The organism is Streptomyces paludis (assembly GCF_003344965.1).
In the GTDB taxonomy this organism is placed as follows: domain Bacteria; phylum Actinomycetota; class Actinomycetes; order Streptomycetales; family Streptomycetaceae; genus Streptomyces; species Streptomyces paludis.
In genome coordinates this window covers 756,968-781,800 of record NZ_CP031194.1, presented here as the reverse complement: position 1 = coordinate 781,800, position 24,833 = coordinate 756,968, and the positions used below count along the sequence as shown (strand labels likewise).

At 71.1% G+C, this 24,833-nt stretch carries 23 protein-coding genes; 22 read left to right on the top strand and 1 reads right to left on the bottom strand.

What is annotated here, in order from left to right; genetic code table 11:
* Nucleotides 1-114: 114 nt before the first annotated feature.
* From mltG to nusB, 9 genes are all read left to right on the top strand, one after another.
* Complete coding sequence (gene mltG / locus DVK44_RS03325; protein ID WP_114658249.1) at nt 115-2,028, top strand: endolytic transglycosylase MltG; 1,914 nt, start codon at nt 115-117, stop codon at nt 2,026-2,028.
* A complete protein-coding gene (locus DVK44_RS03320; protein ID WP_114658248.1) occupies nt 2,006-2,851 on the top strand; it encodes a shikimate dehydrogenase in 846 nt (281 codons plus the stop codon). The genes mltG and DVK44_RS03320 overlap by 23 nt, the downstream gene beginning before the upstream one ends.
* Before the next feature lie 103 nt (nt 2,852-2,954).
* Nucleotides 2,955-4,139, top strand: a complete 1,185-nt coding sequence (gene aroC, locus DVK44_RS03315; RefSeq protein ID WP_114658247.1) for a chorismate synthase — start codon at nt 2,955-2,957, stop codon at nt 4,137-4,139.
* Entirely contained in the window at nt 4,136-4,738 is a 603-nt protein-coding gene (locus tag DVK44_RS03310) for a shikimate kinase (protein ID WP_114658246.1), read from the top strand. Before aroC ends, DVK44_RS03310 begins: the two co-directional genes overlap by 4 nt.
* Entirely contained in the window at nt 4,735-5,829 is a 1,095-nt protein-coding gene (aroB, locus tag DVK44_RS03305; protein WP_114658245.1) for a 3-dehydroquinate synthase, read from the top strand. Before DVK44_RS03310 ends, aroB begins: the two co-directional genes overlap by 4 nt.
* Before the next feature lie 159 nt (nt 5,830-5,988).
* Entirely contained in the window at nt 5,989-6,909 is a 921-nt protein-coding gene (locus DVK44_RS03300) for an AAA family ATPase (protein ID WP_114658244.1), read from the top strand.
* A 135-nt stretch (nt 6,910-7,044) separates the two neighbouring features.
* Nucleotides 7,045-8,154, top strand: a complete 1,110-nt coding sequence (locus DVK44_RS03295; RefSeq protein WP_114658243.1) for a M24 family metallopeptidase — start codon at nt 7,045-7,047, stop codon at nt 8,152-8,154.
* Between the two features lie 72 nt (nt 8,155-8,226).
* Nucleotides 8,227-8,793 carry an elongation factor P gene (gene efp, locus DVK44_RS03290; RefSeq protein ID WP_114658242.1) on the top strand — a complete coding sequence of 189 codons (567 nt, stop codon included), beginning with the start codon at nt 8,227-8,229 and terminating at the stop codon, nt 8,791-8,793.
* A gap of 2 nt (nt 8,794-8,795) precedes the next feature.
* Nucleotides 8,796-9,224, top strand: coding sequence for a transcription antitermination factor NusB (gene nusB, locus DVK44_RS03285; protein WP_114658241.1), 429 nt, complete (start codon nt 8,796-8,798; stop codon nt 9,222-9,224).
* A 135-nt stretch (nt 9,225-9,359) separates the two neighbouring features.
* Here the strand turns inward: nusB and bldD are convergent, their stop codons facing one another.
* Complete coding sequence (bldD, locus tag DVK44_RS03280; protein WP_023542978.1) at nt 9,360-9,860, bottom strand: transcriptional regulator BldD; 501 nt, start codon at nt 9,858-9,860, stop codon at nt 9,360-9,362.
* Nucleotides 9,861-10,118: 258 nt separating this feature from the next.
* On the opposite strand from bldD, the gene pyrR reads away from it, so the two are divergent.
* The 13 genes from pyrR (at nt 10,119) to metK (ending at nt 24,805) form a co-directional block, all read left to right on the top strand.
* Nucleotides 10,119-10,700, top strand: a complete 582-nt coding sequence (gene pyrR, locus DVK44_RS03275) for a bifunctional pyr operon transcriptional regulator/uracil phosphoribosyltransferase PyrR (protein ID WP_114658240.1) — start codon at nt 10,119-10,121, stop codon at nt 10,698-10,700.
* Between the two features lie 140 nt (nt 10,701-10,840).
* Nucleotides 10,841-11,914, top strand: coding sequence for an aspartate carbamoyltransferase catalytic subunit (locus DVK44_RS03270; RefSeq protein WP_114658239.1), 1,074 nt, complete (start codon nt 10,841-10,843; stop codon nt 11,912-11,914).
* Between the two features lie 2 nt (nt 11,915-11,916).
* Nucleotides 11,917-13,203 carry a dihydroorotase gene (locus DVK44_RS03265; RefSeq protein ID WP_114658238.1) on the top strand — a complete coding sequence of 429 codons (1,287 nt, stop codon included), beginning with the start codon at nt 11,917-11,919 and terminating at the stop codon, nt 13,201-13,203.
* A gap of 5 nt (nt 13,204-13,208) precedes the next feature.
* A complete protein-coding gene (locus DVK44_RS03260; protein WP_408055281.1) occupies nt 13,209-13,817 on the top strand; it encodes a PH-like domain-containing protein in 609 nt (202 codons plus the stop codon).
* Nucleotides 13,814-14,971 (top strand): glutamine-hydrolyzing carbamoyl-phosphate synthase small subunit, encoded by a 1,158-nt coding sequence (gene carA / locus DVK44_RS03255; protein ID WP_114658237.1) that lies wholly within the window; start codon nt 13,814-13,816, stop codon nt 14,969-14,971. The genes DVK44_RS03260 and carA overlap by 4 nt, the downstream gene beginning before the upstream one ends.
* Nucleotides 14,964-18,302, top strand: coding sequence for a carbamoyl-phosphate synthase large subunit (gene carB / locus DVK44_RS03250; RefSeq protein WP_114658236.1), 3,339 nt, complete (start codon nt 14,964-14,966; stop codon nt 18,300-18,302). Before carA ends, carB begins: the two co-directional genes overlap by 8 nt.
* 69 nt (nt 18,303-18,371) lie before the next feature.
* The gene (locus tag DVK44_RS03245; RefSeq protein ID WP_114658235.1) at nt 18,372-19,481 is read left to right on the top strand and encodes a quinone-dependent dihydroorotate dehydrogenase; all 1,110 of its coding nucleotides are present in this window, start codon (nt 18,372-18,374) and stop codon (nt 19,479-19,481) included.
* Nucleotides 19,478-20,371: an orotidine-5'-phosphate decarboxylase gene (gene pyrF, locus DVK44_RS03240; RefSeq protein WP_114658234.1), complete on the top strand. Its 894-nt coding sequence runs from the start codon at nt 19,478-19,480 to the stop codon at nt 20,369-20,371. The genes DVK44_RS03245 and pyrF overlap by 4 nt, the downstream gene beginning before the upstream one ends.
* 220 nt (nt 20,372-20,591) lie before the next feature.
* Complete coding sequence (locus tag DVK44_RS03235; RefSeq protein ID WP_114621852.1) at nt 20,592-20,915, top strand: integration host factor; 324 nt, start codon at nt 20,592-20,594, stop codon at nt 20,913-20,915.
* Nucleotides 20,916-20,953: 38 nt separating this feature from the next.
* Nucleotides 20,954-21,517, top strand: coding sequence for a guanylate kinase (gene gmk / locus DVK44_RS03230; protein ID WP_114658233.1), 564 nt, complete (start codon nt 20,954-20,956; stop codon nt 21,515-21,517).
* A gap of 130 nt (nt 21,518-21,647) precedes the next feature.
* Nucleotides 21,648-21,920 (top strand): DNA-directed RNA polymerase subunit omega, encoded by a 273-nt coding sequence (gene rpoZ, locus DVK44_RS03225; RefSeq protein WP_003970369.1) that lies wholly within the window; start codon nt 21,648-21,650, stop codon nt 21,918-21,920.
* A gap of 87 nt (nt 21,921-22,007) precedes the next feature.
* On the top strand, nt 22,008-23,303 hold the full coding sequence (gene coaBC, locus DVK44_RS03220) for a bifunctional phosphopantothenoylcysteine decarboxylase/phosphopantothenate--cysteine ligase CoaBC (protein ID WP_228446971.1): 1,296 nt from the start codon (nt 22,008-22,010) through the stop codon (nt 23,301-23,303).
* A gap of 293 nt (nt 23,304-23,596) precedes the next feature.
* Nucleotides 23,597-24,805: a methionine adenosyltransferase gene (gene metK, locus DVK44_RS03215; RefSeq protein ID WP_114658232.1), complete on the top strand. Its 1,209-nt coding sequence runs from the start codon at nt 23,597-23,599 to the stop codon at nt 24,803-24,805.
* The last annotated feature ends 28 nt before the right edge of the window (nt 24,806-24,833 follow it).

Here is a 24,833-nt window from a genome sequence, read left to right as displayed (position 1 = left end):
ACGGTAACGTTCCGCGCGATGCGGCATGTTCGAACAGCTGCCGCACAGAGAGAGGCGAAACGGACGCGGTGCCACCGGCTCGGCTGCCGTTCGCCTCGCGGCTCAAGGGGAACGATGACTGACTATGGCCGGGGCTCCGGTTCCGAACCGTGGCACCCTGAAGACCCTTTGTTCGGGGACCAGGGGTGGGCGGCACAGCAGGCCACCGACGCCGGCGCTCCCTACGGCGGGCCGCAGCACCAGCAGCACCAGCAGCACCAGCAGCAGCAGTTCGACCAGCAGCAGCATCAGCAGCAGTACGCCCAGCAGCCGCAGCAGCAGCCCTCGTACGGCGGCGGGCAGGACCCGTACCAGCAGCAGTACGCCCAGCAGCAGTACGCGACCCAGCAGTACGCCGACCCTCAGCAGTACGGCGGCGCCCAGCAGTACGGCAACGGCAACGGCCAGTACGACGGCGCGCAGCAGCAGCCTCAGCAGCAGCCCCAGCACCAGCATCAGCAGCAGTTCGACCAGCAGGCGCAGCAACAGCAGCAGCAGGCTCAGCAGCAGCAGTCGCAGCCCCAGCAGCAGCCCCAGCAGGGCCAGTACGCCGACCCGCAGTACAACGACCCGCAGTACAACGGCGGTTGGGACGCGGGACAGCAGGCCGAGATGCCGTACGCGGGCACCCCCTCCGGCCCGTACACGGCCCAGCAGGAGACCTACGGCGAGAGCCCCGACCCCTACGCCACCCCCGACGCCTACCCGCCGCCCCAGCCCCCCGGCCGGCGCCGCGCCGAACCGGAGCCCGAGCCCGAGGCGGAGCAGGCCGCGGCCGGCAAGGAGTCCGACGGGCCGGAGAAGGAGTCCCACCCCTTCCTCACCGGTGACGACGGCGACGGCGGGGGCGACGGCAAGGACGCGGACACCGAGGACGAGGGCCGCGGCGGACGCCGGAACAAACAGAAGAAGGGCCGCAACGGCGTCGCCTGTCTGGTGGTCGCCGTGGTGTTCCTCGGCGGCGCGGGCGGCGTCGGCTATGTCGGCTACCAGTTCTGGGAGAGCAAATTCGGCCCGCCCCCGGACTACTCCGGCGTCGGCTCCGGCTCGGTGCAGGTGGAGATTCCGCAGGGAGCCGGCGGGTACGAGATCGGCGCCATCCTGGTCAAGAACGGCGTCGTCAAGAGCCAGCGCGCGTTTGTCTCCGCGACGAAGAACAACCCCAAGGGCAATACGCTCCAGGCGGGTGTCTATACGCTCAGCAAGGAAATGTCGGCGGCGAACGCGGTGAAGACCATGCTCAGCCCGAGCAGCCGCAATGCGCTGATCATTCCCGAGGGCAGGCGGAATGTCCAGATCTACGCGATGATCGACAAACAGCTCGGGCTGGCCGAGGGATCCACGGAGAAGGTCGCGAAGAAGGAGACTGCCAACCTCGGCCTGCCGAAGTGGGCCAAGAACGGCTCTCCGATAAAGGATCCGCTGGAAGGTTTCCTCTTCCCCGCCAGCTATCCGGTCGCCAAGGGCACCAAGCCGGAGGCCGTCCTCAAGAAGATGGTCGCCCGGGCGAATTCCGAATACACCAAGCTCGACCTGGTGGGGAACGCCAAGAAGCACGATCTCGCAGGTCCCTGGGAACTGCTCACGGCCGCCAGCCTCGTCCAGGCGGAGGGCAAGACGCACGACGACTTCCGTAAGATGGCGGAAGTCATCTACAACCGTCTCAAGCCCGACAACACGGAGACGAACCAGTTCCTCCAGTTCGACTCCACGTTCAACTACCTCAAGGGCCAGAGCGAGATCGACATCAGCGTGGCCGAGATCACCAAGAACCAGGACCCGTACAACTCGTACACGCACAAGGGACTCACCCCGGGCCCCATCGGAAACCCGGGCGAAGACGCGCTGGCCGCGGTGCTCAATCCCACCGAGGACGGCTGGATCTACTTCGTGGCGACCGACGGCCAGGACAAGACCGAATTCGCCAAGAACTACGACGAATTCCTTCTGCTCAAGGACAAGTTCGATGGCAGGAACAAGGGGAACTGAGGCGCGCCGGGCGGCCGTGCTCGGGTCGCCCATCGCCCACTCCCTCTCGCCCGCGCTGCACCGCGCCGCGTACCGCGAACTCGGCCTCGCCCACTGGTCGTACGACCGTTTCGAGGTGGACGAGGCCGGGCTGCCCGGCTTTCTCGGCGGACTCGACGCCTCCTGGGCCGGTCTCTCGCTGACGATGCCGCTCAAGCGCGCCGTCATCCCGCTGCTCGACTCGATCACGGACACGGCGGCCTCGGTCGAGACGGTCAACACGGTCGTCATCGGCGCGGACGGCCGGCGCACCGGCGACAACACCGATATCCCCGGCATGATCGCGGCGCTGCGCGAGCGCGGCGTCGAGAAGGCCGACTCCGCCGCGATCCTCGGCGCGGGCGCGACCGCGTCGTCCGCGCTCGCGGCGCTCTCCCGCATCTGTACGGGCCCGGTCACCGCGTACGTCCGCAGCGATGCCCGCGCCGCCGAGATGCGCGGCTGGGGCGAGCGGCTCGGGGTGGACCTCCGTACCGCGGACTGGGCGGCGGCCCCCGCGGCCTTCGACGCCCCGCTGGTGATCGCGACCACCCCGGCGGGCACCACCGACGCCCTCGCCGCGAGCGTCCCCGGCCGGCCCGGGACGCTCTTCGACGTGCTGTACGAGCCCTGGCCGACCCCGCTGGCCGCCGCGTGGTCGCGCGGCGGCGGGGCGATCGTCTCCGGGCTCGACCTCCTCGTCCACCAGGCGGTCCTCCAGGTGGAACGGATGACGGGGCTGTCGCCCGCGCCGCTGCGCGAGATGCGGGCGGCCGGAACGGCCGCGCTCCACCCTGCGGACTGATTCCCCGACGCCCGGGCCGACGTGGGAGAATCGGCCACGGCGGGCCTGGGCCGCACCCGGTCGCGCCGTTGATCCATCCGGGCGCGAATATCGAGGAGCACCGTTGAGCAGGTTGCGCTGGCTGACCGCGGGGGAGTCGCACGGCCCCGCACTCGTGGCGACGCTGGAGGGTCTTCCCGCCGGCGTGCCGATCACCACGGAGATGGTGGCCGACCACCTGGCCAGGCGGCGCCTCGGTTATGGGCGCGGTGCGCGGATGAAGTTCGAGCAGGACCAGGTGACCTTCCTCGGCGGGGTGCGGCACGGGCTGACCATGGGGTCACCTGTCGCGATCATGGTCGGGAACACCGAGTGGCCCAAGTGGGAGCAGGTCATGTCGGCCGATCCGGTCGACCCCGCGGTACTGGCCGACTCGGCCCGCAACGCGCCGCTGACCCGCCCCCGGCCCGGCCACGCGGACCTCGCCGGTATGCAGAAGTACGGCTTCGACGAGGCCCGGCCGGTGCTGGAGCGGGCCAGTGCGCGGGAGACCGCGGCGCGGGTCGCGCTCGGCGCCGTGGCGCGCTCGTACCTGAAGGAGACCGCCGGGATCCAGATCGTCTCGCACGTGGTCGAGCTGGCGGCGGCCAAGGCCCCGTACGGCGTCTACCCCGAGCCGGGCGATGTGGCGCGGCTGGACGCGGACCCGGTGCGCTGCCTGGACGCGGACGCGAGCGAGGCGATGGTCGCCGAGATCGACCAGGCCCACAAGGACGGTGACACGCTCGGCGGGGTCGTGGAGGTGCTGGCGTACGGCGTGCCGGTCGGGCTCGGCTCGCATGTCCACTGGGACCGCAGGCTGGACGCGCGGCTGGCCGCCGCGCTGATGGGCATTCAGGCGATCAAGGGCGTCGAGGTCGGCGACGGCTTCGGCCTCGCGCGGGTGCCGGGCTCGCAGGCGCACGACGAGATCGTCGCGACGCCCGAGGGCATCCGCCGCTCGACGGGCCGCTCCGGCGGCACCGAGGGCGGGCTGACCACCGGTGAACTGCTGCGCGTACGGGCCGCGATGAAGCCCATCGCGACCGTGCCGCGCGCGCTGGCCACCGTCGACGTGGTCACCGGTGAGGCCACCAAGGCGCACCACCAGCGCTCCGACGTGTGTGCCGTGCCGGCCGCGGGCATCGTCGCCGAGGCGATGGTGGCGCTGGTCCTCGCGGACGCGGTGGCGGAGAAGTTCGGCGGCGACAGCGTCCCCGAGACGCGCCGCAACGTCCGCTCGTACCTCGACAATCTCCAGATCCGATGAGCGCGCCCGTTGTGGTGCTGGTCGGGCCGATGGGCGTCGGCAAGACCACCGTCGGCGAGCTGCTCGCCGAGCGGCTCGGCACGCGCTTCCGCGACAGCGACGCCGATATCGTCGCCGCCCAGGGCCGGACGATCGCCGACATCTTCGTGGACGAGGGCGAGGACCGCTTCCGGGAGCTGGAGCGGGAGGCGGTACGGACCGCCCTCGCCGGGCACGACGGAGTGCTGGCGCTCGGCGGCGGCGCGGTCCTCGACGCGACCACCCGTGAACTCCTGGCCGGTCTGCCCGTCGTCTATCTGACGATGGAGGTCGGCGAGGCCATCAAGCGGTCCGGGCTGAACACCGCGCGCCCGCTGCTGGCCGTCAACCCCCGCCAGCAGTGGAAGCTGTTGATGGAGGCGCGCCGCCACCACTACACCGATGTCGCCCGGGTCGTCGTCCCGACCGACGACCTCACCGCCGAGGAAGTCACCGAGGCGGTCCTCGAAGCGCTGGGACTGAAGCAGTCGTCGGCACAGGACGCGGCCGAGTCCGGTATTTCCGGCAGTTCCGGCGGTTCCGGCGATTCAGGCAGTTCCGGCAAGGAGAAGCAGGCATGACGGACCAGACAGTCACCCGGATCCAGGTCGGCGGCAGCGCCGGGCACGAACCGTACGAGGTGCTCGTCGGTCGGCAGCTGCTGGCGGAGCTGCCCGCCCTGATCGGCCCCCGCGCCAAACGGGTCGCGGTCCTCCACCCGGAGGCGCTCGCCGGGACCGGCGAGGCGCTGCGGCAGGATCTCGCGGACCAGGGGTACGAGGCCGTCGCCATCCAGGTGCCGAACGCCGAGGAGGCGAAGACCGTCGAGGTCGCCGCGTACTGCTGGAAGGCGCTCGGCCAGACCGGCTTCACCCGTACCGATGTCATCGTCGGGGTCGGCGGCGGCTCCACCACCGATCTCGCCGGGTTCGTCGCGGCGTCCTGGCTGCGCGGGGTGCGCTGGATCGCCGTACCGACGACCGTGCTCGCCATGGTCGACGCGGCGGTCGGCGGCAAGACCGGCATCAACACCGCCGAGGGCAAGAACCTGGTCGGCGCCTTCCATCCGCCGGCCGGGGTGCTCTGCGACCTCGCCGCGCTGGACTCGCTCGGCGTCCACGACTACGTGAGCGGTCTGGCCGAGATCATCAAGGCCGGTTTCATCGCCGACCCGGCCATCCTCGAACTCGTCGAGTCGGACCCCGAGGCCGCCCGTACCCCCACCGGACCGCACACCGCCGAGCTGATCGAGCGGTCGATCCGGGTCAAGGCCGAGGTCGTCTCCAGCGACCTGAAGGAGTCGGGGGCGCGCGAGTTCCTCAACTACGGGCACACCCTGGCGCACGCCATTGAGAAGAACGAGCGCTACAAGTGGCGGCACGGCGCGGCCGTTTCGGTCGGCATGGTCTTCGCCGCCGAACTGGGCCGGCTGGCGGGCCGGCTGGACGACGCGACCGCCGACCGGCACCGCTCCGTACTGGAGTCCGTCGGGCTGCCGCTGACCTACCGGGGCGACCAGTGGCCCAAGCTGCTGGAGACCATGAAGGTCGACAAGAAGTCCCGGGGCGACCTGCTGCGCTTCATCGTGCTGGACGGTCTGGGCAAGCCCACCGTGCTGGAGGGACCCGACCCGGCGGTGCTGCTCGCGGCGTACGGGGAGGTCTCCGCCTGACCGGCTCCGGGAGCGGCGGGCACCTTGGGCGGCGCCGGTCCGTTGCCACTGTGACGGCGGGGGGCGGTACCGTTCGGTAGCGCGCGGCCCGGCCCCCTCGGACGAGAGGTCCGCCCGGCCGCCGACCAGCGTCAGTCGTACGAGACGGAGTGGCACCGGATGCAGCATTCAGCGGGGGATCCGCTGCCGCCTCCCCACAGTCCCGGACCCGGCGGGTGGGGGCCGTACACACCGGGGTGGACCACCGGGGCCCATCCCCACCCGGCGCCGGGGCAGGCCAACGGCCAGGTCCCCGGGCATGCCCCCGGTCCCGCGTACCAGACACCCGGGTCGCGGCAGGCGCCTCCGCCGGTGCACGCGCCGCCTCCCGCGCACGCGCCGCCGCCGGGGTCCCCGCCCCGGCCGCCCGTCGCGCCGCCGCCTCCGGGGCCGCCGCAGGACGTCACCGGCCATGTCGCGCTGCCGCCCGGCGGGCCCGTCCCCGTACCCGCAGGGCCGCCGCAGGCCGGGAGCGGCACCGGCGCGGCGACCCTCGCCGTCCTGCTGATCGGCCCGGCCGGCGCGGGCAAGACCACCGTGGCGCGCCACTGGGCGCGGAGCCGGCGTGTACCCACGGCCCACATCAGCCTCGACGACGTCCGCGAGTGGGTCTGCGCCGGCTTCGCGGACCCGCAGAGCGGGTGGAACGAGCACTCCGAGGCGCAGTACCGGCTGGCCCGCCGCACCTGCGGCTTCGCCGCGCGCAACTTCCTCGCCAACGGCATCTCCTGCATCCTCGACGACGCGGTCTTCCCCGACCGCCCGGTCGTCGGGCTCGGCGGCTGGAAGCGCCATGTGGGGCCCGGACTGCTGCCCGTCGTCCTGCTCCCCGGCCTGGAGATCGTGCTGGAGCGCAACGCCGAGCGCAGCGGCAACCGCCGGCTCGCCGACGAGGAGGTGGCCGGTATCCACGGCCGGATGGCGGGCTGGTACGGATCGGGGCTGCCGATCATCGACAACTCCACCTACGACGTGGAGACCACGGCCCGGGCCCTGGACGATGTCCTCGCCCGCGCGCTGGCCAGCCCGCCGAGCTGGTGACCGGCCGGGCCGTACGGGAGCCGGGCCGTACGGAGCCGGGCGTACGGGGTGGGGCTTACCGGCGCCGGGGGCCCGTGCCCCCCGTCCGGACGCGCTGAACCGGCCGGGTGACGGCCGCGCTCATACGATCGGGTCATGTCTGACGTGTATGCGGCCCGCCGCGCGCGGCTGCGCGACCGGTACGCCGCGGGGGGCAGCGCGGCGGCCCTGGTCTCGCGCCCCGCCAACGTCCGCTATCTCGCGGCCGTGGCGCCGCCGGGGGCCGTGCTGCTGCTCGGGCCGGACGCGGACGCGGACACGCTGCTCTGCCCCCGTACCGCCGCGGACGGCGTCGAGGGGCGGGCCGGCGAGGGAGTGCGGGTCTCCGTCCTGCCGACCGACACCGGTGATCCGGCGGTGGCCGCCGCCGGGCTGCTCGTCCCGTCGGCCGCCGTCTCGCTCGCCGTCGAGGAGCACCACCTGACCGTCGCCCGGCACCGGGCGATCGGCTCCGTCGCGCCCGGACTGCGGCTGATGGATCTGGCCGGCGCCGTCGAGCAGCAGCGGATCGTCAAGGACGACGAGGAGATCGGCTGTCTGCGGATCGCGGCCGAGATCGCCGACCAGGCGCTCGGCGAACTGCTGGAGTCGATCCTCGTGGGCCGCACCGAACGGCATCTCGCGCTGGAGCTGGAGCGGCGGCTCATCGACCACGGCGCCGACGGCCCGGCCTTCCCGACCACCGTCGCCACCGGCCCGCACGCCGGGCGGGTGGCCCACCGGCCCTCGGACCGACGGGTCGAGGAGGGCGATTTCCTCTTTGTCGGCCTCGGCGCCGAATACCGGGGATACCGCTGCCTCATCGGCCGTACGTTCGTCATCGGGACCTCGCCCGCCGACTGGCAGATCGATCTGTACGAACTGGTCTTCGCGGCACAACGCGCAGGTCGGGAGGGGCTGTTGCCCGGCGTACCCTGCCGCGCGGTGGACCGCGCGACCCGGCAGCCGCTGGTGTCGGCCGGGTACGGGGACGGGCTCGCGCCCCGGACGGGGCACGGGGTCGGACTGGAAATCGACGAGGACCCGCAGCTCGCCCCCACCGCCATGGGTAAACTAGAGGCTTGTGTGCCGGTCACCGTCGGACCGGGGGTCCACCTCCCGGGCCGGGGCGGTGTCCGGATCGATGACACGCTCGTCGTCCGCCCCGAGGCGGACGGCGGACCCGAGCTACTCACCATCACGACCAAGGAACTGCTCGCGCTCTAGTGCCCCTCCCGGCACCAAGGCAGCGTCCGCGCGGGCCCTCGGTCGTCCACCAGTCCAGGAGATTCCGCAACCGTGGCTTCCACGAACGACCTCAAGAACGGCCTGGTGCTCAAGCTCGACGGGGGCCAGCTCTGGTCCGTCGTCGAGTTTCAGCACGTCAAGCCCGGCAAGGGCCCGGCCTTCGTGCGCACCAAGCTGAAGAACGTGCTCTCCGGCAAGGTCGTCGACAAGACCTTCAACGCCGGCGTGAAGGTCGAGACGGCCACCGTCGACCGCCGCGACATGCAGTTCTCCTACATGGACGGCGACTACTTCGTCTTCATGGACATGGAGACGTACGACCAGCTGATGGTCGACCGCAAGGCGGTCGGCGACTCGGCGAACTACCTGATCGAGGGCTTCAAGGCCAGCGTCGCCACGCACGAGGGCGAGGTGCTCTACGTCGAGCTGCCCGCCGCCGTCGAGCTGACGATCCAGCACACCGACCCGGGCGTCCAGGGCGACCGCTCGACCGGCGGCACCAAGCCCGCCACGCTGGAGACCGGCTACGAGATCGGTGTTCCGCTCTTCATCACCACCGGTGAGAAGATCAAGGTCGACACTCGTACGGGCGATTACCTCGGCCGGGTGAACAGCTAACCGTGGCTGCCCGGAGCAAGGCCCGAAAGCGCGCCTTCCAGATCCTCTTCGAGGCGGACCAGCGCGGGGAAACCGTGCTGACGGTCCTCGCGGACTGGGTACGGCACTCCCGGAGCGACGACCGCCAGCCGCCGGTCAACGAGTACACCATGCAGTTGGTCGAGGGATACGCGGAGCATGTCGCCCGTATCGACGAACTGATCTCGACCTACGCGGTGGACTGGGAGCTGGACCGGATGCCGGTCGCGGACCGGAACATCGTGCGGCTCGGCGCGTACGAGCTGATCTGGGAGGACGAGACCCCGGACGCGGTGGCGATCGACGAGGCCGTCCAGCTCGCCAAGGAGTTCTGCAACGACGACTCCCCGGCGTTCGTCAACGGCCTGCTCGGCCGCTTCAAGGGCCTCAAGCAGAATCTCCGCCGCGCCTGAGAGCCTGACGGGCCCCCGCCACGGCGGGGGCCCGCCGCCCGTTCGCGTCTCTTCTCCACGCGCCGGATCTCCACGCACCGGAGGGTGGATCCGTACGAGACGGATCCACCCTCCGGAGGTGACGTTTCTGCCCGGTCAGCCCTCGTCGTGGGCGACCGCGCGCCGCGCGTCCGCGTCTAGGACACCCCAGCTGATGAGCTGCTCGGTCAGGACCGACGGCGACTGGTCGTAGATCACGGCAAGCGTGCGCAGGTCGTCCTGGCGGATCGACAGGACCTTGCCGTTGTAATCCCCGCGCTGGCTCTGGATCGTGGCCGCGTAGCGCTGGAGGGGTCCCGCCTTCTCCTGCGGGACGTGGGCCAGCCGCTCCAGATCAAGAACGAGCTTCGGCGGCGGCTCGGCGGCTCCCCCGGGGGTGGTGCCGGGAAGCAGCTCCTGCACCGGGACCCCGTAGAAATCCGCCAGCTCGGCGAGGCGCTGCACCGTGACCGCACGGTCGCCGCGCTCGTACGAACCGACCACCACTGCCTTCCAGCGGCCCTGGGACTTCTCCTCCACGCCATGGAGCGAGAGGCCCTGCTGGGTGCGGATGGCGCGGAGTTTGGCCCCGAGCTGCTTTGCGTATTCGCTGGACATGTAGCTCCCCGGACGCTGGAACATTGTGCGGCTCCGCCGCGTGGTTGGTAACTCACTGTGAGGTTACGCAGCGTTACTTGGATGCGTCAAGCCGAAGGAGGCGTGACAAGGTCCGCACCGGGTCCGCGCCGCCCTCCGTACCGCGTTTTGGGCGGGGGTGGGGCCGGATGGCGCGCGGACGTGCTGCTAGCCTGGGTGGCGTAATTCCGACGTCCTTTAAGAGCCGTCCCGTGAGGCGGAGAAGGAGGTCCGTTTCCGATGGACACCCACATCACCGGCGAGAGCGGCGCGCGCGCCGTCCTGGAAGCCCCCGACATCGCGCGGGTGCTGACCCGGATCGCCCACGAGATCGTCGAACGCGCCAAGGGCGCCGACGATGTCGTCCTGCTCGGCATCCCGACCCGAGGCGTCTTCCTCGCCCGGCGACTGGCCGAAAAACTGGCCGAGATCACCGGCCGCTCGATCCCGGTCGGCTCCCTCGACATCACCATGTACCGCGACGACCTGCGGCTGCGGCCCGCCCGCGCGCTGGCCCGCACCGACATCCCGGGCGACGGCGTCGACGGACGGCTCGTTGTCCTGGTCGACGACGTGCTCTTCTCCGGCCGTACGATCCGCGCCGCCCTCGACGCGCTCGGCGACATCGGACGCCCCCGGGCCGTACAGCTCGCCGTCCTGGTCGACCGGGGCCACCGCGAGCTGCCGATCCGCGCCGACTACGTCGGCAAGAACCTCCCCACGTCCCTGCGGGAGACGGTCAAGGTGCAGCTCGCCGAGGAGGACGGCCGGGACACCGTGCTGCTCGGCCTCCAGCACCCCGCCGCGTCCGGCGAGCAGTAGCGGGCGCCCGACCGTCACCGGCGCGCGTCGACGTCCGTAGGTCCGTACGGAGTACGGACGTCCCCGCGCGCCCCCGGTACGCAGGCGCCCTCGGCGCACCCGTACGCCCGTACACCCCAGACAACCGGAGCACTCTCCCGATGCTGCGTCTCCCCGGGGCAAGCCCCCGCACGCCCGGCCATCTCATCTCCGCCGGCGACCTCAGCCGCGACGAGGCCGTTTCGATCCTCGACACCGCCGAGGAGATGGCCCGGGTCGCCGACCGGCCCATCAAAAAGCTGCCGACCCTGCGCGGCCGGACCGTCGTCAACCTCTTCTTCGAGGACTCGACCCGCACCCGGATCTCCTTCGAGGCCGCCGCCAAGCGGCTCTCCGCCGATGTGATCAACTTCTCGGCCAAGGGCTCGTCCGTCTCCAAGGGCGAGTCCCTCAAGGACACCGCCCTCACCCTGGAGGCGATGGGCGCCGACGCCGTCGTCATCCGGCACCCCGCCTCGGGCGCCCCCTACCGGCTCGCCACCTCCGGGTGGATCGACGGCGCGGTCGTCAACGCGGGCGACGGCACCCACGAGCACCCCACCCAGGCGCTGCTGGACGCCTTCACGCTGCGCCGCCGGCTGGTCGGCGCCGACGCGGGCATCGGGCACGACCTCGAAGGGCGCCGGGTCACCGTCGTCGGCGATGTGCTGCACAGCCGGGTCGCCCGCTCGAACGTGCTGCTGCTGCACACCCTGGGCGCCCATGTCACGCTGGTCGCCCCGCCCACCCTCGTACCGATCGGCGTCGAGCACTGGCCCTGCGAGGTCTCGTACGACCTGGACCGGGTGCTGCCCACGTCCGACGCCGTGATGATGCTGCGCGTCCAGCGCGAGCGGATGAACGCGGCGTTCTTCCCGACCGAGCGCGAGTACGCGCGCCGCTACGGGCTGAACGGCGACCGGATGGGCCGGATGCCCGGACACTCCGTCGTCATGCACCCCGGGCCGATGAACCGCGGCATGGAGATCACCGCCGAGGTCGCCGACTCCGACCGCTGCACCGCCGTCGAGCAGGTCGCCAACGGCGTCTCGATCCGGATGGCCGTGCTCTATCTGCTGCTCGGCGGCAACGAGCCCGCCGTCACCGCGTCCCGCACCGAACCCCGTACCGACATCCGTACCGAAGCCCGCGCCGAGGCCCGCACCGTCGAGGCCCGCACCGAGGAGACCAAGTAATCATGAGCAAGACTCTTGTCAGGGGCGCGCGGATCCTCGGCGGCGAGGTACAGGACGTACTGATCGACGGCGAGACCGTCGCGGCCGTCGGCACCGGACTCGACGCCGGTGACGCCACCGTCGTCGAGGCGGCCGGGCTGGTCCTGCTGCCCGGTCTGGTCGACCTCCACACCCATCTGCGCGAGCCGGGCCGCGAGGACTCCGAGACCGTGCTGACCGGCACGAAGGCCGCCGCGGTGGGCGGCTTCACCGCCGTGCACGCCATGGCCAACACCTTCCCCGTGGCCGACACCGCCGGCGTCGTCGAGCAGGTCTGGCGGCTCGGCCGGGAGTCCGGCTACTGCGACGTACAGCCGGTCGGCGCCGTCACCGTCGGTCTGGAGGGCAAGCACCTCGCCGAGCTGGGCGCCATGCACGACTCCGCCGCCAATGTGCGCGTCTTCTCCGACGACGGCAAGTGCGTCGACGACGCGGTGATCATGCGCAGGGCGCTGGAGTACGTGAAGGCGTTCGACGGGGTCATCGCCCAGCACGCCCAGGAGCCCCGGCTCACCGAGGGCGCGCAGATGAACGAGGGCGTCGTCTCCGCCGAACTGGGGCTCGGCGGCTGGCCCGCCGTGGCCGAGGAGTCGATCATCGCCCGCGATGTCCTGCTCGCCGCCCACGTCGGCTCCCGCGTCCACATCTGCCATCTCTCCACCGCCGGCTCCGTCGAGCTGGTGCGCTGGGCGAAGTCCAAGGGCTGGAACGTCACCGCCGAGGTCACCCCGCACCACCTGCTGCTCACCGACGAACTCGTCCGGACGTACAACCCCGTCTACAAGGTGAACCCGCCGCTGCGCACCGAGGCCGATGTGCTCGCCCTGCGCGCGGCCCTCGCCGACGGCACCATCGACTGCGTCGCCACCGACCACGCCCCGCACCCGCACGAGGACAAGGACTGCGAGTGGGCCGCCGCCGCCATGGGCATGGTGGGCCTGGAGACCGCCTTGTCGGTGGTCCAGCAGACGATGGTCGAGACCGGGCTGCTGGACTGGGCCGGTGTCGCCGACCGTATGTCGGTCCGCCCGGCGCGCATCGGCCGGCTCGAAGGCCACGGCCGTCCCGTCTCGGCAGGCGAGCCCGCCAACCTGACCCTGGTTGATCCGGCATACCGTGGAGCCGTGGACCCCACGGGCTTCGCCTCCCGCAGCCGCAACACCCCCTACGAGGGCCGTGAGCTGCCGGGACGTGTCACCCACACCTTCCTGCGGGGCCGCGCCACGGTCGTCGACGGGAATCTGACGTGACAGGCATGACGGACATGACGGGCATCACCAGCGTGACCAGCGCGAAGCACCTCCTTCCGCTGGCCGTCGAGCAGAAATCGGCGGACGTGACGGACTGGGCCGCACGGCTCGGCTGGGTCGTCGGACTGCTGCTCTTCATCGCGCTGGTGTACTGGCTGATGCGGCAGGGCTGGAAGTGGCGCGGTGCCCTCCAGTCCGCGCTGCCGGAGCTGCCCACCGCGCCGGAGACCACCGGCCCGGCGGTCCTGCCCGTACTCGTCGGCCGCTACCACGGCTCCACCACCGCCGGACAGTGGCTCGACCGCATCGTCGCCCACGGGCTCGGCTCCCGCAGCCGTGTCGAGCTGACGCTGACCGACGCCGGCCTGGACGTCGTACGCCCCGGCGCGGACGACTTCTTCGTCCCCGCGGACCAGCTCCGCGAGGCCCGGCTCGACAAGGGCATCGCCGGCAAGGTCCTCGCCGAGGGCGGGCTGCTCGTCGTCACGTGGGAACACGGCGGCACGCTGCTCGACTCCGGCTTCCGCTCCGACCGCTCGGCCGACCACCCGGCCTGGGTCGAGGCCATCAACTCCATGAACCACTTGATCACGACGGAAGGCCCCGCACGATGACCACCTCCACCAGGGGAACCGCCCGCGGAACCGCCCGCGCCCAGGCGTCTCCCGCCGTACTCGTCCTGGAGGACGGCCGCAGCTTCCGCGGCCGTGCCTACGGGGCCGTGGGGGAGACCTTCGGCGAGGCCGTGTTCTCCACCGGTATGACCGGCTACCAGGAGACCCTCACCGACCCGTCGTACCACCGCCAGGTGGTCGTCATGACCGCCCCGCACATCGGCAACACCGGCGTCAACGACGAGGACGCCGAGTCCCGGCGCATCTGGGTCTCCGGCTATGTCGTCCGCGACCCCGCCCGTACGCCGTCCAACTGGCGCTCCCGGCGCACCCTCGATGACGAGCTGACCGCCCAGGGCGTCGTCGGCATCAGCGGTATCGACACCCGCGCCCTCACCCGCCATCTGCGCGAGCGCGGCGCGATGCGCGTCGGGATCTTCTCCGGGGAGTCCCTGGCGGACCCGGCGACCCTGCTCGCCCGCGTCCAGCAGGCCCCCCAGATGACCGGCGCCGACCTCTCCGCCGAGGTCTCCGCCACCGAGGCGTACGTGGTCCCCGCGATCGGCGAGAAGCGCTTCACCGTCGCCGCCCTCGACCTCGGCATCAAGGGCATGACCCCGCACCGGATGGCCGAGCGCGGTATCGAGGTGCATGTCCTGCCCGCCACCGCCACGCTCGACGAGGTCTACGCCACCGCCCCGGACGGCGTCTTCCTCTCCAACGGCCCCGGCGACCCGGCCACCGCCGACCTCACCGTCGTCAAGGGCGTCCTGGAGCGCGGCACCCCGCTCTTCGGGATCTGCTTCGGCAACCAGCTCCTCGGCCGCGCGCTGGGCTTCGGCACGTACAAGCTGAAGTACGGCCACCGCGGCATCAACCAGCCCGTCCAGGACCGCACCACGGGCAAGGTCGAGGTCACCGCGCACAACCACGGCTTCGCCGTCGACGCCCCGCTCGACCGCGTCTCCGACACCCCCTACGGCCGCGCCGAGGTCTCCCACGTCTGCCTCAACGACAACGTCGTGGAGGGGCTCAGGCTGCTCGACCGGCCCGTCTTCAGCGTCCAGTACCACCCCGAGGCAGCCGCGGGCCCGCACGACGCCGCGTACCTGTTCGACCGCTTCGTACAGCTCATGGAGGACCAGCGTGCCTAAGCGCACCGATATCCAGTCCGTCCTGGTCATCGGTTCAGGACCGATCGTCATCGGCCAGGCCGCTGAATTCGACTACTCCGGGACCCAGGCGTGCCGCGTCCTCAAGGCCGAGGGCCTGCGCGTCATCCTGGTCAACTCCAACCCGGCGACGATCATGACCGACCCGGAGATCGCCGACGCCACCTACGTCGAGCCGATCACCCCCGAGTTCGTCGAGAAGATCATCGCCAAGGAGCGCCCCGACGCGCTGCTGCCGACCCTCGGCGGCCAGACCGCGCTCAACACCGCGATCTCCCTCCACGACGCCGGCACGCTCGACAAGTACGGCGTCGAGCTGATCGGCGCCAACGTGGAGGCGATCAACAAGGGCGAGGACCGCGACCTCTTCAAGGGCGTCGTCGCCGCCGTCAAGGAGAAGATCGGCCACGGCGAGTCCGCCCGCTCGGTCATCTGCCACACCATGGACGACGTCATCGGCGGCGTCGAGACGCTCGGCGGCTACCCCGTCGTCGTCCGCCCCTCCTTCACCATGGGCGGCGCCGGCTCCGGCTTCGCGCACAACGAGGAGGACCTGCGCCGGATCGCCGGACAGGGCCTGATGCTCTCCCCGACCACCGAGGTGCTCCTGGAGGAGTCCATCCTCGGCTGGAAGGAGTACGAGCTGGAGCTGATGCGCGACAAGCACGACAACGTCGTGGTCGTCTGCTCCATCGAGAACTTCGACCCGATGGGCGTGCACACCGGCGACTCGATCACCGTCGCGCCCGCGATGACGCTCACCGACCGCGAGTACCAGATCCTGCGGGACGTCGGCATCGCCGTCATCCGCGAGGTCGGCGTCGACACCGGCGGCTGCAACATCCAGTTCGCGATCAACCCCGACGACGGCCGCGTCATCGTCATCGAGATGAACCCGCGCGTCTCCCGGTCCTCCGCGCTCGCCTCCAAGGCCACCGGCTTCCCGATCGCCAAGATCGCCGCCCGGCTCGCCATCGGCTACACGCTGGACGAGATCCCCAACGACATCACCGAGAAGACCCCGGCGTCCTTCGAGCCCACCCTCGACTACGTCGTCGTCAAGGTGCCGCGCTTCGCCTTCGAGAAGTTCCCGGCCGCCGACGCCAGCCTCACCACCACCATGAAGTCGGTCGGCGAGGCCATGGCCATCGGCCGCAACTTCACCGAGGCGCTCCAGAAGGCGCTGCGCTCCCTGGAGAAGGCCGGCAGCCAGTTCGACTTCACCGGCGACCCGGGCGGCCCCGAGGAGAAGGCCGCGCTGCTGGAGACCGCCAAGGTCCCCACCGACGGCCGGATCAACACCGTCATGCGGGCCATGCGCGCCGGCGCCACCCCCGAGGAGGTCTTCGAGGCCACGAAGATCGACCCGTGGTTCGTCGACCAGCTGTTCCTGATCAAGGAGTACGCGGACGAGCTGGCCGCCGCCGACAAGCTCGACCCCGAGCTGCTCGCCGACGCCAAGCGCCACGGCTTCTCCGACGCGCAGATCGCCGGGATCCGCGGGCTGCGCGAGGACGTCGTACGGGAGGTCCGGCACGCGCTGGGCATCCGCCCCGTCTACAAGACGGTCGACACCTGCGCCGCCGAGTTCGCCGCGAAGACCCCGTACTTCTACTCGTCCTACGACGAGGAGAGCGAGGTCGCCCCGCGCGAGCGGCCCGCCGTGATCATCCTCGGCTCGGGCCCCAACCGGATCGGCCAGGGCATCGAGTTCGACTACTCCTGCGTCCACGCCTCCTTCGCGCTGAGCGCCGCGCCCAGCCCCGTCGGCGGCTACGAGACCGTGATGGTCAACTGCAACCCGGAGACCGTCTCCACCGACTACGACACCTCCGACCGGCTCTACTTCGAGCCGCTCACCCTGGAGGACGTCCTGGAGATCGTGCACGCCGAGACACTGGCCGGGCCGGTCGCGGGCGTCATCGTCCAGCTCGGCGGCCAGACCCCGCTGGGCCTCGCGCAGGCGCTCAAGGACAACGGCGTACCCGTCGTCGGCACGCCCCCCGAGGCGATCCACGCCGCCGAGGACCGCGGCGCCTTCGGCCGGGTGCTCGCCGAGGCCGGACTCCCCGCGCCCAAGCACGGCACCGCCACCACCTTCGCCCAGGCCAAGGCCATCGCCGACGAGATCGGCTACCCGGTCCTCGTCCGGCCGTCGTACGTCCTCGGCGGACGCGGTATGGAGATCGTCTACGACGAGACCCGGCTCTCGTCGTACATCGCGGAGTCCACCGAGATCAGTCCCAGCCGGCCCGTCCTGGTGGACAGGTTTCTCGACGACGCCATCGAGATCGACGTGGACGCCCTCTACGACGGCACCGAGCTGTACCTCGGCGGCGTCATGGAGCACATCGAGGAGGCCGGGATCCACTCCGGCGACTCGGCGTGCGCCCTGCCGCCCATCACGCTCGGCGGACACGACATCAAGCGGCTGCGCGCCTCCACCGAGGCCATCGCGCGTGGGGTCGGGGTGCGCGGACTGATCAACATCCAGTTCGCGATGGCCGGTGACATCCTGTACGTCCTGGAGGCCAATCCGCGCGCCTCCCGTACGGTCCCCTTCACCTCGAAGGCGACCGCCGTCCCGCTCGCCAAGGCCGCCGCCCGGATCTCCCTCGGCGCGACCGTCGCCGAGCTGCGCGCCGAGGGCCTGCTGCCCGCCCACGGCGACGGCGGCACCCTGCCGCTCGACGCGCCGATCTCCGTCAAGGAGGCCGTGATGCCGTGGTCGCGCTTCCGCGACATCCACGGCCGCGGGGTGGACACCGTCCTCGGCCCGGAGATGCGCTCCACCGGCGAGGTCATGGGCATCGACTCCGCCTTCGGCACGGCGTACGCGAAGTCGCAGGCCGGCGCGTACGGCCCGCTGCCCACCAAGGGCCGCGCCTTCATCTCCGTCGCCAACCGCGACAAGCGCTCGATGATCTTCCCGGCGCGCGAGCTGGTCGCGCACGGCTTCGAGCTGCTCGCCACCTCGGGCACGGCCGAGGTCCTCAAGCGCAACGGCATCAAGGCGACCGTCGTGCGCAAGCAGTTCGAGGGCGAGGGCCCGGACGGCGAGAAGACCATCGTCCAGCTGATCCACGAGGGCGCCGTCGACCTCATCGTCAACACGCCGTACGGCACCGGCGGCCGGCTCGACGGCTACGACATCCGCACGGCGGCCGTGGCGCGCGGCGTCCCGTGCCTGACGACGGTCCAGGCGCTGGCCGCCGCCGTCCAGGGCATCGACGCCCTCAAGCACGGCGAGGTGGGCGTGCGTTCCCTCCAGGAACACGCCGACCATCTCATCGCGGCACGCGACCAGGACTAGTCGTTTCGCAGAGGGGGACACCGGGACGGTGTCCCCCTCATTCATGAGGTCCCGAAGGACATATCACCCATGTACTCGCTCTTCTTCCAGCTGTTCTTCCGCCGGATGGACGCCGAACGCGCCCACCACCTGGCCTTCCGCTGGATCCGGCTGGCCGCCCGGATCCCCGTTCTGCGCACCTTCGCCGCCGCCGTCCTGGCCCCCCGCCACCGCGCGCTGCGCACCGAGGCGTTCGGACTGCGGATGCACGGCCCCTTCGGACTGGCCGCCGGCTTCGACAAGAACGCCGTGGCGATCGACGGCATGGCGATGCTCGGCTTCGACCATGTCGAGATCGGTACGGTCACCGGCGAGCCCCAGCCCGGCAACCCCGTGAAGCGGCTCTTCCGGCTCGTGCCCGACCGCGCGCTCATCAACCGGATGGGCTTCAACAACGAGGGCTCGGCGGCCGTGGCGGCCCGTCTGGCGGCCCGCAGGCCCGTCTTCCGTACCACCGTCGGCGTCAACATCGGCAAGACGAAGGTCGTCCCGGAGAGTGAGGCCGTCCGCGACTACGTGCTGTCGACCGAGCGGCTCGCCCGGCACGCCGACTATCTCGTCGTCAACGTCAGCTCGCCCAACACCCCGGGGCTGCGCAGCCTCCAGGCCGTCGACCAGCTCCGGCCGCTGCTCACCGCCGTACGGGAGGCCGCCGACCGTACCGTCACCGGGCGGCGCGTCCCGCTCCTCGTCAAGATCGCGCCCGATCTCGCGGACGAGGACATCGACGCCGTCGCCGACCTCGCCGTGGAGCTGGGCCTCGACGGCATCATCGCCACCAACACCACCATCGCCCGGGACACGCTCGGCCTCGTCTCCGACCCGGCCCTGACGGCCGAGACCGGCGGACTGTCGGGAGCGCCCCTCAAGGCACGCTCCCTGGAGGTCCTGCGGCGGCTGTACGCGCGCGTGGGCGACCGGATCACCCTGGTGGGCGTCGGCGGCGTAGAGAACGCCGAGGACGCCTGGCAGCGCATCCTCGCGGGCGCCACGCTGGTCCAGGGCTACAGCGCCTTCATCTACGCGGGCCCGTTCTGGAGCAGGTCCGTCCACAAGGGGCTCGCGGCCCGGCTCGCCGTCAGCCCGTACGCGACCCTCGCCGAGGCCGTCGGCGCCGACACCCGGAAGGTGACCGTATGACCGCCCCCGCTCCCGCCGCCCCTCCCGCCCTTCCCGCCCCCTTCGGGGCCCGGCTGCGCCACGCGATGGACACCCGCGGCCCGCTCTGCGTCGGCATCGACCCGCACGGCTCGCTGCTCACGGACTGGGGCCTGACCGACGACATCGCGGGCCTGGAGCGCTTCACCCGTACGGTGGTGGAGGCGCTGGCCGACCGGGTCGCCGTGCTCAAGCCGCAGTCGGCGTTCTTCGAGCGCTTCGGGTCGCGCGGGATCGCCGTACTGGAACGGGCCGTCACGGACGCCCGGGCGGCCGGCGCGCTGGTCCTGATGGACGCCAAGCGCGGCGACATCGGCTCGACCATGGGCGCGTACGCGGCGGCCTACCTCGCCCCGGACGCGCCGCTCTTCTCGGACGCGGTGACGGTCTCCCCGTACCTCGGCTTCGAGTCCCTGCGTCCGGCGCTGGACGCCGCCGCCGCGGCCGGCTCGGGGGTCTTCGTCCTCGCGCTGACGTCCAACCCGGAGGGCGCCGAGGTGCAGCGCGCCACCGCCGCCGACGGCCGGTCGCTCGCGCAGGTGATGCTCGACCACATGGCCGCGGAGAACGCGGGCGCCGAGCCGCTCGGCTCGGTCGGCGCGGTGGTCGGGGCGACGCTCGGGGACGCCGGTGTGGACCTCGCCGTCAACGGGCCGCTGCTCGCCCCCGGGATCGGCGCGCAGGGCGCGACCCCCGCCGATCTGCCCGGCGTGTTCGGCGCCTCGGCCGGCAATGTGGTGCCCAGCGTCAGCCGGGGCGTGCTCCGGCACGGACCGGACGTGGCCGCCCTGCGGTCGGCGGCGGAGCGCTTCGCGGACGAGGTACGGGCGGCCGTCGGCGGCGCCGGGGCGTTCCGGGGCGACGGCCGATGACCGGGTTCTCACCCAAAAACTCGGGCAAAATCCCTCAAATGTCATCTCCGATCGATGCTGACCAGGACTTTTCATCTGTTCTCGCTGACTCGGGCCGCCTTGGCCGCTAGTCTCCGTCGAGAGCCAACGTGCAGTGCGTTGCCCGTTGCTCCCCAGGTGTGGGGCGATCAGTTCCTCACCGGTCCGTATCCGACAGTTCGACATCCGAGGTGACGTAGGCGTGGCTCTTCCGCCCCTTACCCCTGAACAGCGCGCAGCCGCGCTCGAAAAGGCCGCCGCGGCTCGCCGGGAGCGGGCCGAGGTCAAGAATCGACTCAAGCACTCCGGCGCGTCGCTTCATGACGTGATCAAGCAGGGTCAGGAGAACGACGTCATCGGGAAGATGAAGGTCTCCGCACTGCTGGAATCGCTTCCCGGCGTCGGCAAGGTCCGCGCCAAGCAGATCATGGAGAGGCTCGGCATCTCCGAAAGCCGCCGCGTCCGCGGTCTGGGTTCCAACCAGATCGCCTCCCTGGAGCGCGAGTTCGGCGGTAAGCCGGCCTGACGTTCCCGGGCACTCCCGGGAAGCTGGATAATCGCTGCATGGCAGCAGAGGTACGACCGCGGCTGACCGTGCTCTCCGGCCCCTCCGGGGTCGGCAAGAGCACGGTCGTCGCCCATATGCGCAAGGCCCACCCCGAGGTATGGCTCTCGGTGTCGGCCACCACAAGAAAGCCGCGCCCCGGCGAGCGCCACGGCGTCCAGTACTTCTTCGTCTCCGACGAGGAGTTCGACAAGCTGGTCGCCAATGGCGAACTGCTGGAATGGGCGGAGTTCGCGGGCAACAGGTACGGCACCCCCCGTCAGGCGGTCCTCGACCGGCTGACGGCGGGCGAACCCGTACTCCTGGAGATCGATCTCCAGGGCGCCCGGCAGGTCAAGGAGTCCCTGCCCGATTCACGGCTGGTCTTCCTGGCACCGCCCAGCTGGGACGAGCTGGTGCGCCGGCTCACCGGCCGGGGCACCGAGTCGGCCAAGGTGATCGAGCGCCGGCTGGCCGCGGCGAAGGTGGAACTGGCCGCCGAGTCGGAGTTCGATACGACGCTGGTCAACACGTCGGTCGAGGACGTCGCGCGCGAGCTGCTAGCCTTGGTCGCGATTGCTTGATTTATGATGCCCTCTTCTGTGGCATCGCATCGGGTATCACCTCACGGCGATCCCCGTTCTCAAGCTCCACAGCTCCACGTTCCACCGCATTTCCCTGTGTTTCCCTGAATTATCTCCGGAAGGCAAGAGAGTGTCCTCTTCCATCACCACGCCCGAGGGCATCATCAACCCTCCGATCGACGAGCTGCTCGAAGCCACGGACTCGAAGTACAGCCTCGTGATCTACGCGGCCAAGCGCGCGCGCCAGATCAACGCGTACTACTCGCAGCTCGGTGAGGGCCTGCTGGAGTACGTCGGTCCGCTGGTCGACACCCACGTCCACGAGAAGCCGCTCTCGATCGCCCTGCGTGAGATCAACGCGGGCCTGCTGACCTCCGAGGCCATCGAGGGCCCGGCTCAGTAGGACCTCCTCAGCAGGACATACCACTCTTCATACGGGCCCGGCGGCGCGACCGCCGGGCCTGTGGTGTGTCATGGGGAGGGACAGGACGTGTCGAGGGGAGCCGTGGTGGAGCAGGCACAGGAGCGGGCGGGGCGGAGCGGCCGGCCGAAGGTCGTCCTCGGGGTCGCGGGCGGCATCGCCGCGTACAAGGCGTGCGAGCTGCTGCGCCGGCTGACCGAGACCGGCCATGACGTACGGGTCGTACCGACGGACGCGGCGCTGCACTTCGTCGGCGCCGCGACCTGGTCGGCGCTCTCCGGCCATCCGGTCTCCACCGAGGTCTGGGAGGACGTCCACGAGGTGCCGCACGTACGGATCGGCCAGGCCGCCGACCTCGTCGTGGTCGCCCCGGCCACCGCCGATCTGCTCGCCCGGGCGGCGCACGGGCTCGCCGACGACCTGCTCACGAACACCCTGCTCACCGCCCGCTGTCCGGTCGTCTTCGCGCCCGCCATGCACACCGAGATGTGGGAGCACCCCGCCACCCGGGAGAACGTGGCGACGCTGCGCCGCCGGGGCGCCGTCGTCATCGAGCCCGCCGTCGGCCGTCTCACCGGCGTCGACACGGGCAAGGGCCGGCTGCCCGACCCGGTGGAGATCTTCGAGATCTGCCGCCGGGTGCTGGCGCGCGGGGCGGCCGCCCCCGATCTGACCGGCCGGCATGTTGTGATCAGCGCGGGCGGTACGCGTGAGCCCCTCGACCCCGTGCGCTACCTCGGGAACCGCTCCTCGGGGAAGCAGGGGTACGCCCTGGCCCGTACGGCCGCCGCCCGGGGCGCGCGGGTCACCCTCATCGAGGCGAACACGGGGATGACCGACCCGGCGGGCGTCGACGTGGTCCGGGTGGGGACCGCCGTACAGCTGCGCGAAGCCGTGCTGAAGGCGGCGGCCGACGCCGACGCCGTCGTCATGGCCGCCGCCGTGGCTGATTTCCGGCCCCTCTCCTACGCCGAGGGAAAGATCAAGAAGAAGGACGGCGAGGAGCCCGTGCCGGTCGCCCTGGTCCGTAACCCGGACATCCTGGCCGAGATCTCGGCCGAGCGGGCGCGCCCGGGGCAGGTCGTCGTCGGCTTCGCGGCGGAGACGGACGACGTGCTCGCCAACGGCCGGCACAAGCTCCGCCGCAAGGGCTGTGACCTGCTGGTCGTCAATGAGGTCGGGGAGCGGAAGACCTTCGGCGCGGAGGAGAGCGAGGCGGTCGTGCTGGCGGCGGACGGCGGCGAGACACCGGTGCCGTACGGACCGAAGGAGGCCCTCGCCGACACGGTGTGGGATCTGGTGGCGCCCCGGCTCCCGGCGGGGGCCTCCGCCGATGCTTCTTCCGCTGCCGATCCGACCGTATGAAAAACGGTGCGGTCCGTATGGAATCCCTGTGACGCGTTCTTCGTCACGTTCCGCGAAATCCGGCAGGTGATTGGCCGGAACGTCCGAAAACGGCGTGGAACGCTCTGGTCGCGGGTGGCGAATGTGCACCATAATGCAGTGCCGCGGGCGGAGCGTGACTCCCACAGAACGAGACACGTGCCCCCGTGACCCGATTCGACCGATAAAGTGGTCGAGAGGATCGTCTTGGGGCCGCAGCCCCCCGCCGGTCCGCCAATGATCAGCCAGCAGCCGCTGCAACCACAGGGAGCGATGTGTCCCGCCGTCTCTTCACCTCGGAGTCAGTGACCGAAGGTCACCCCGACAAGATCGCTGACCAGATCAGCGACACCATTCTCGACGCCCTCCTGGAAGAGGACCCCTCCTCCCGCGTTGCCGTGGAGACCTTGATCACCACCGGTCTGGTGCATGTCGCCGGAGAGGTGACCACCAAGGCGTACGCGCCGATCGCGCAGCTCGTCCGGAACAAGATTCTGGAGATCGGCTACGACTCCTCCAAAAAGGGCTTCGACGGAGCGTCCTGCGGTGTCTCGGTGTCCATCGGCGCGCAGTCGCCCGACATCGCGCAGGGCGTCGACACGGCGTACGAGAGCCGTGTCGAGGGCGATGAGGACGAGCTGGACAAGCAGGGCGCCGGCGACCAGGGCCTGATGTTCGGGTACGCCTGCGACGAGACGCCCGAGCTGATGCCGCTCCCGATCCACCTCGCGCACCGGCTCTCCAGCCGCCTCTCCGAGGTCCGCAAGAACGGCACCATCCCGTATCTGCGCCCCGACGGCAAGACCCAGGTGACCATCGAGTACGACGGCGACAAGCCGGTCCGTCTCGACACGGTCGTCGTCTCCTCGCAGCACGCGTCCGACATCGACCTGGACTCGCTGCTCGCGCCCGACGTCCGCGAATTCGTTGTCGAGCATGTCCTCAAGGGCCTCATCGACGACGGCATCAAGCTCGACACCGAGGGCTACCGCCTGCTGGTCAACCCGACCGGGCGCTTCGAGATCGGCGGCCCGATGGGCGACGCCGGCCTCACCGGCCGCAAGATCATCATCGACACGTACGGCGGCATGGCCCGCCACGGCGGCGGCGCCTTCTCCGGCAAGGACCCGTCCAAGGTCGACCGCTCCGCCGCGTACGCCATGCGCTGGGTCGCCAAGAACGTCGTCGCCGCGGGCCTCGCCTCGCGCTGCGAGGTCCAGGTCGCGTACGCGATCGGCAAGGCCGAGCCGGTCGGCCTCTTCGTCGAGACCTTCGGCACCGCCACGGTCGACACGGAGAAGATCGAGCAGGCCATCAGCGAGGTCTTCGACCTCCGCCCGGCCGCGATCATCCGCGACCTCGAACTCCTCCGCCCGATCTACGCCCAGACCGCCGCGTACGGCCACTTCGGCCGCGAACTCCCCGACTTCACCTGGGAGCGCCGCGACCGCGTGGACGCGCTGCGACAGGCCGCGGGGGTCTGACACCCCGGCGTTCCCCGGCACACCGTGG

Bases quoted from the DNA above. Each gene is read 5' to 3' on its own strand.
- mltG (WP_114658249.1), top strand. From the start codon at position 115: ATGACTGACTATGGCCGGGGCTCCGGTTCCGAACCGTGGCACCCTGAA.
- DVK44_RS03320 (WP_114658248.1), top strand. From the start codon at position 2,006: ATGGCAGGAACAAGGGGAACTGAGGCGCGCCGGGCGGCCGTGCTCGGG.
- DVK44_RS03310 (WP_114658246.1), top strand. From the start codon at position 4,136: ATGAGCGCGCCCGTTGTGGTGCTGGTCGGGCCGATGGGCGTCGGCAAG.
- aroB (WP_114658245.1), top strand. From the start codon at position 4,735: ATGACGGACCAGACAGTCACCCGGATCCAGGTCGGCGGCAGCGCCGGG.
- DVK44_RS03300 (WP_114658244.1), top strand. From the start codon at position 5,989: ATGCAGCATTCAGCGGGGGATCCGCTGCCGCCTCCCCACAGTCCCGGA.
- DVK44_RS03295 (WP_114658243.1), top strand. From the start codon at position 7,045: ATGTCTGACGTGTATGCGGCCCGCCGCGCGCGGCTGCGCGACCGGTAC.
- bldD (WP_023542978.1), bottom strand. From the start codon at position 9,860: ATGTCCAGCGAATACGCAAAGCAGCTCGGGGCCAAACTCCGCGCCATC.
- pyrR (WP_114658240.1), top strand. From the start codon at position 10,119: ATGGACACCCACATCACCGGCGAGAGCGGCGCGCGCGCCGTCCTGGAA.
- DVK44_RS03270 (WP_114658239.1), top strand. From the start codon at position 10,841: ATGCTGCGTCTCCCCGGGGCAAGCCCCCGCACGCCCGGCCATCTCATC.
- DVK44_RS03265 (WP_114658238.1), top strand. From the start codon at position 11,917: ATGAGCAAGACTCTTGTCAGGGGCGCGCGGATCCTCGGCGGCGAGGTA.
- DVK44_RS03260 (WP_408055281.1), top strand. From the start codon at position 13,209: ATGACGGACATGACGGGCATCACCAGCGTGACCAGCGCGAAGCACCTC.
- carA (WP_114658237.1), top strand. From the start codon at position 13,814: ATGACCACCTCCACCAGGGGAACCGCCCGCGGAACCGCCCGCGCCCAG.
- DVK44_RS03245 (WP_114658235.1), top strand. From the start codon at position 18,372: ATGTACTCGCTCTTCTTCCAGCTGTTCTTCCGCCGGATGGACGCCGAA.
- pyrF (WP_114658234.1), top strand. From the start codon at position 19,478: ATGACCGCCCCCGCTCCCGCCGCCCCTCCCGCCCTTCCCGCCCCCTTC.
- gmk (WP_114658233.1), top strand. From the start codon at position 20,954: ATGGCAGCAGAGGTACGACCGCGGCTGACCGTGCTCTCCGGCCCCTCC.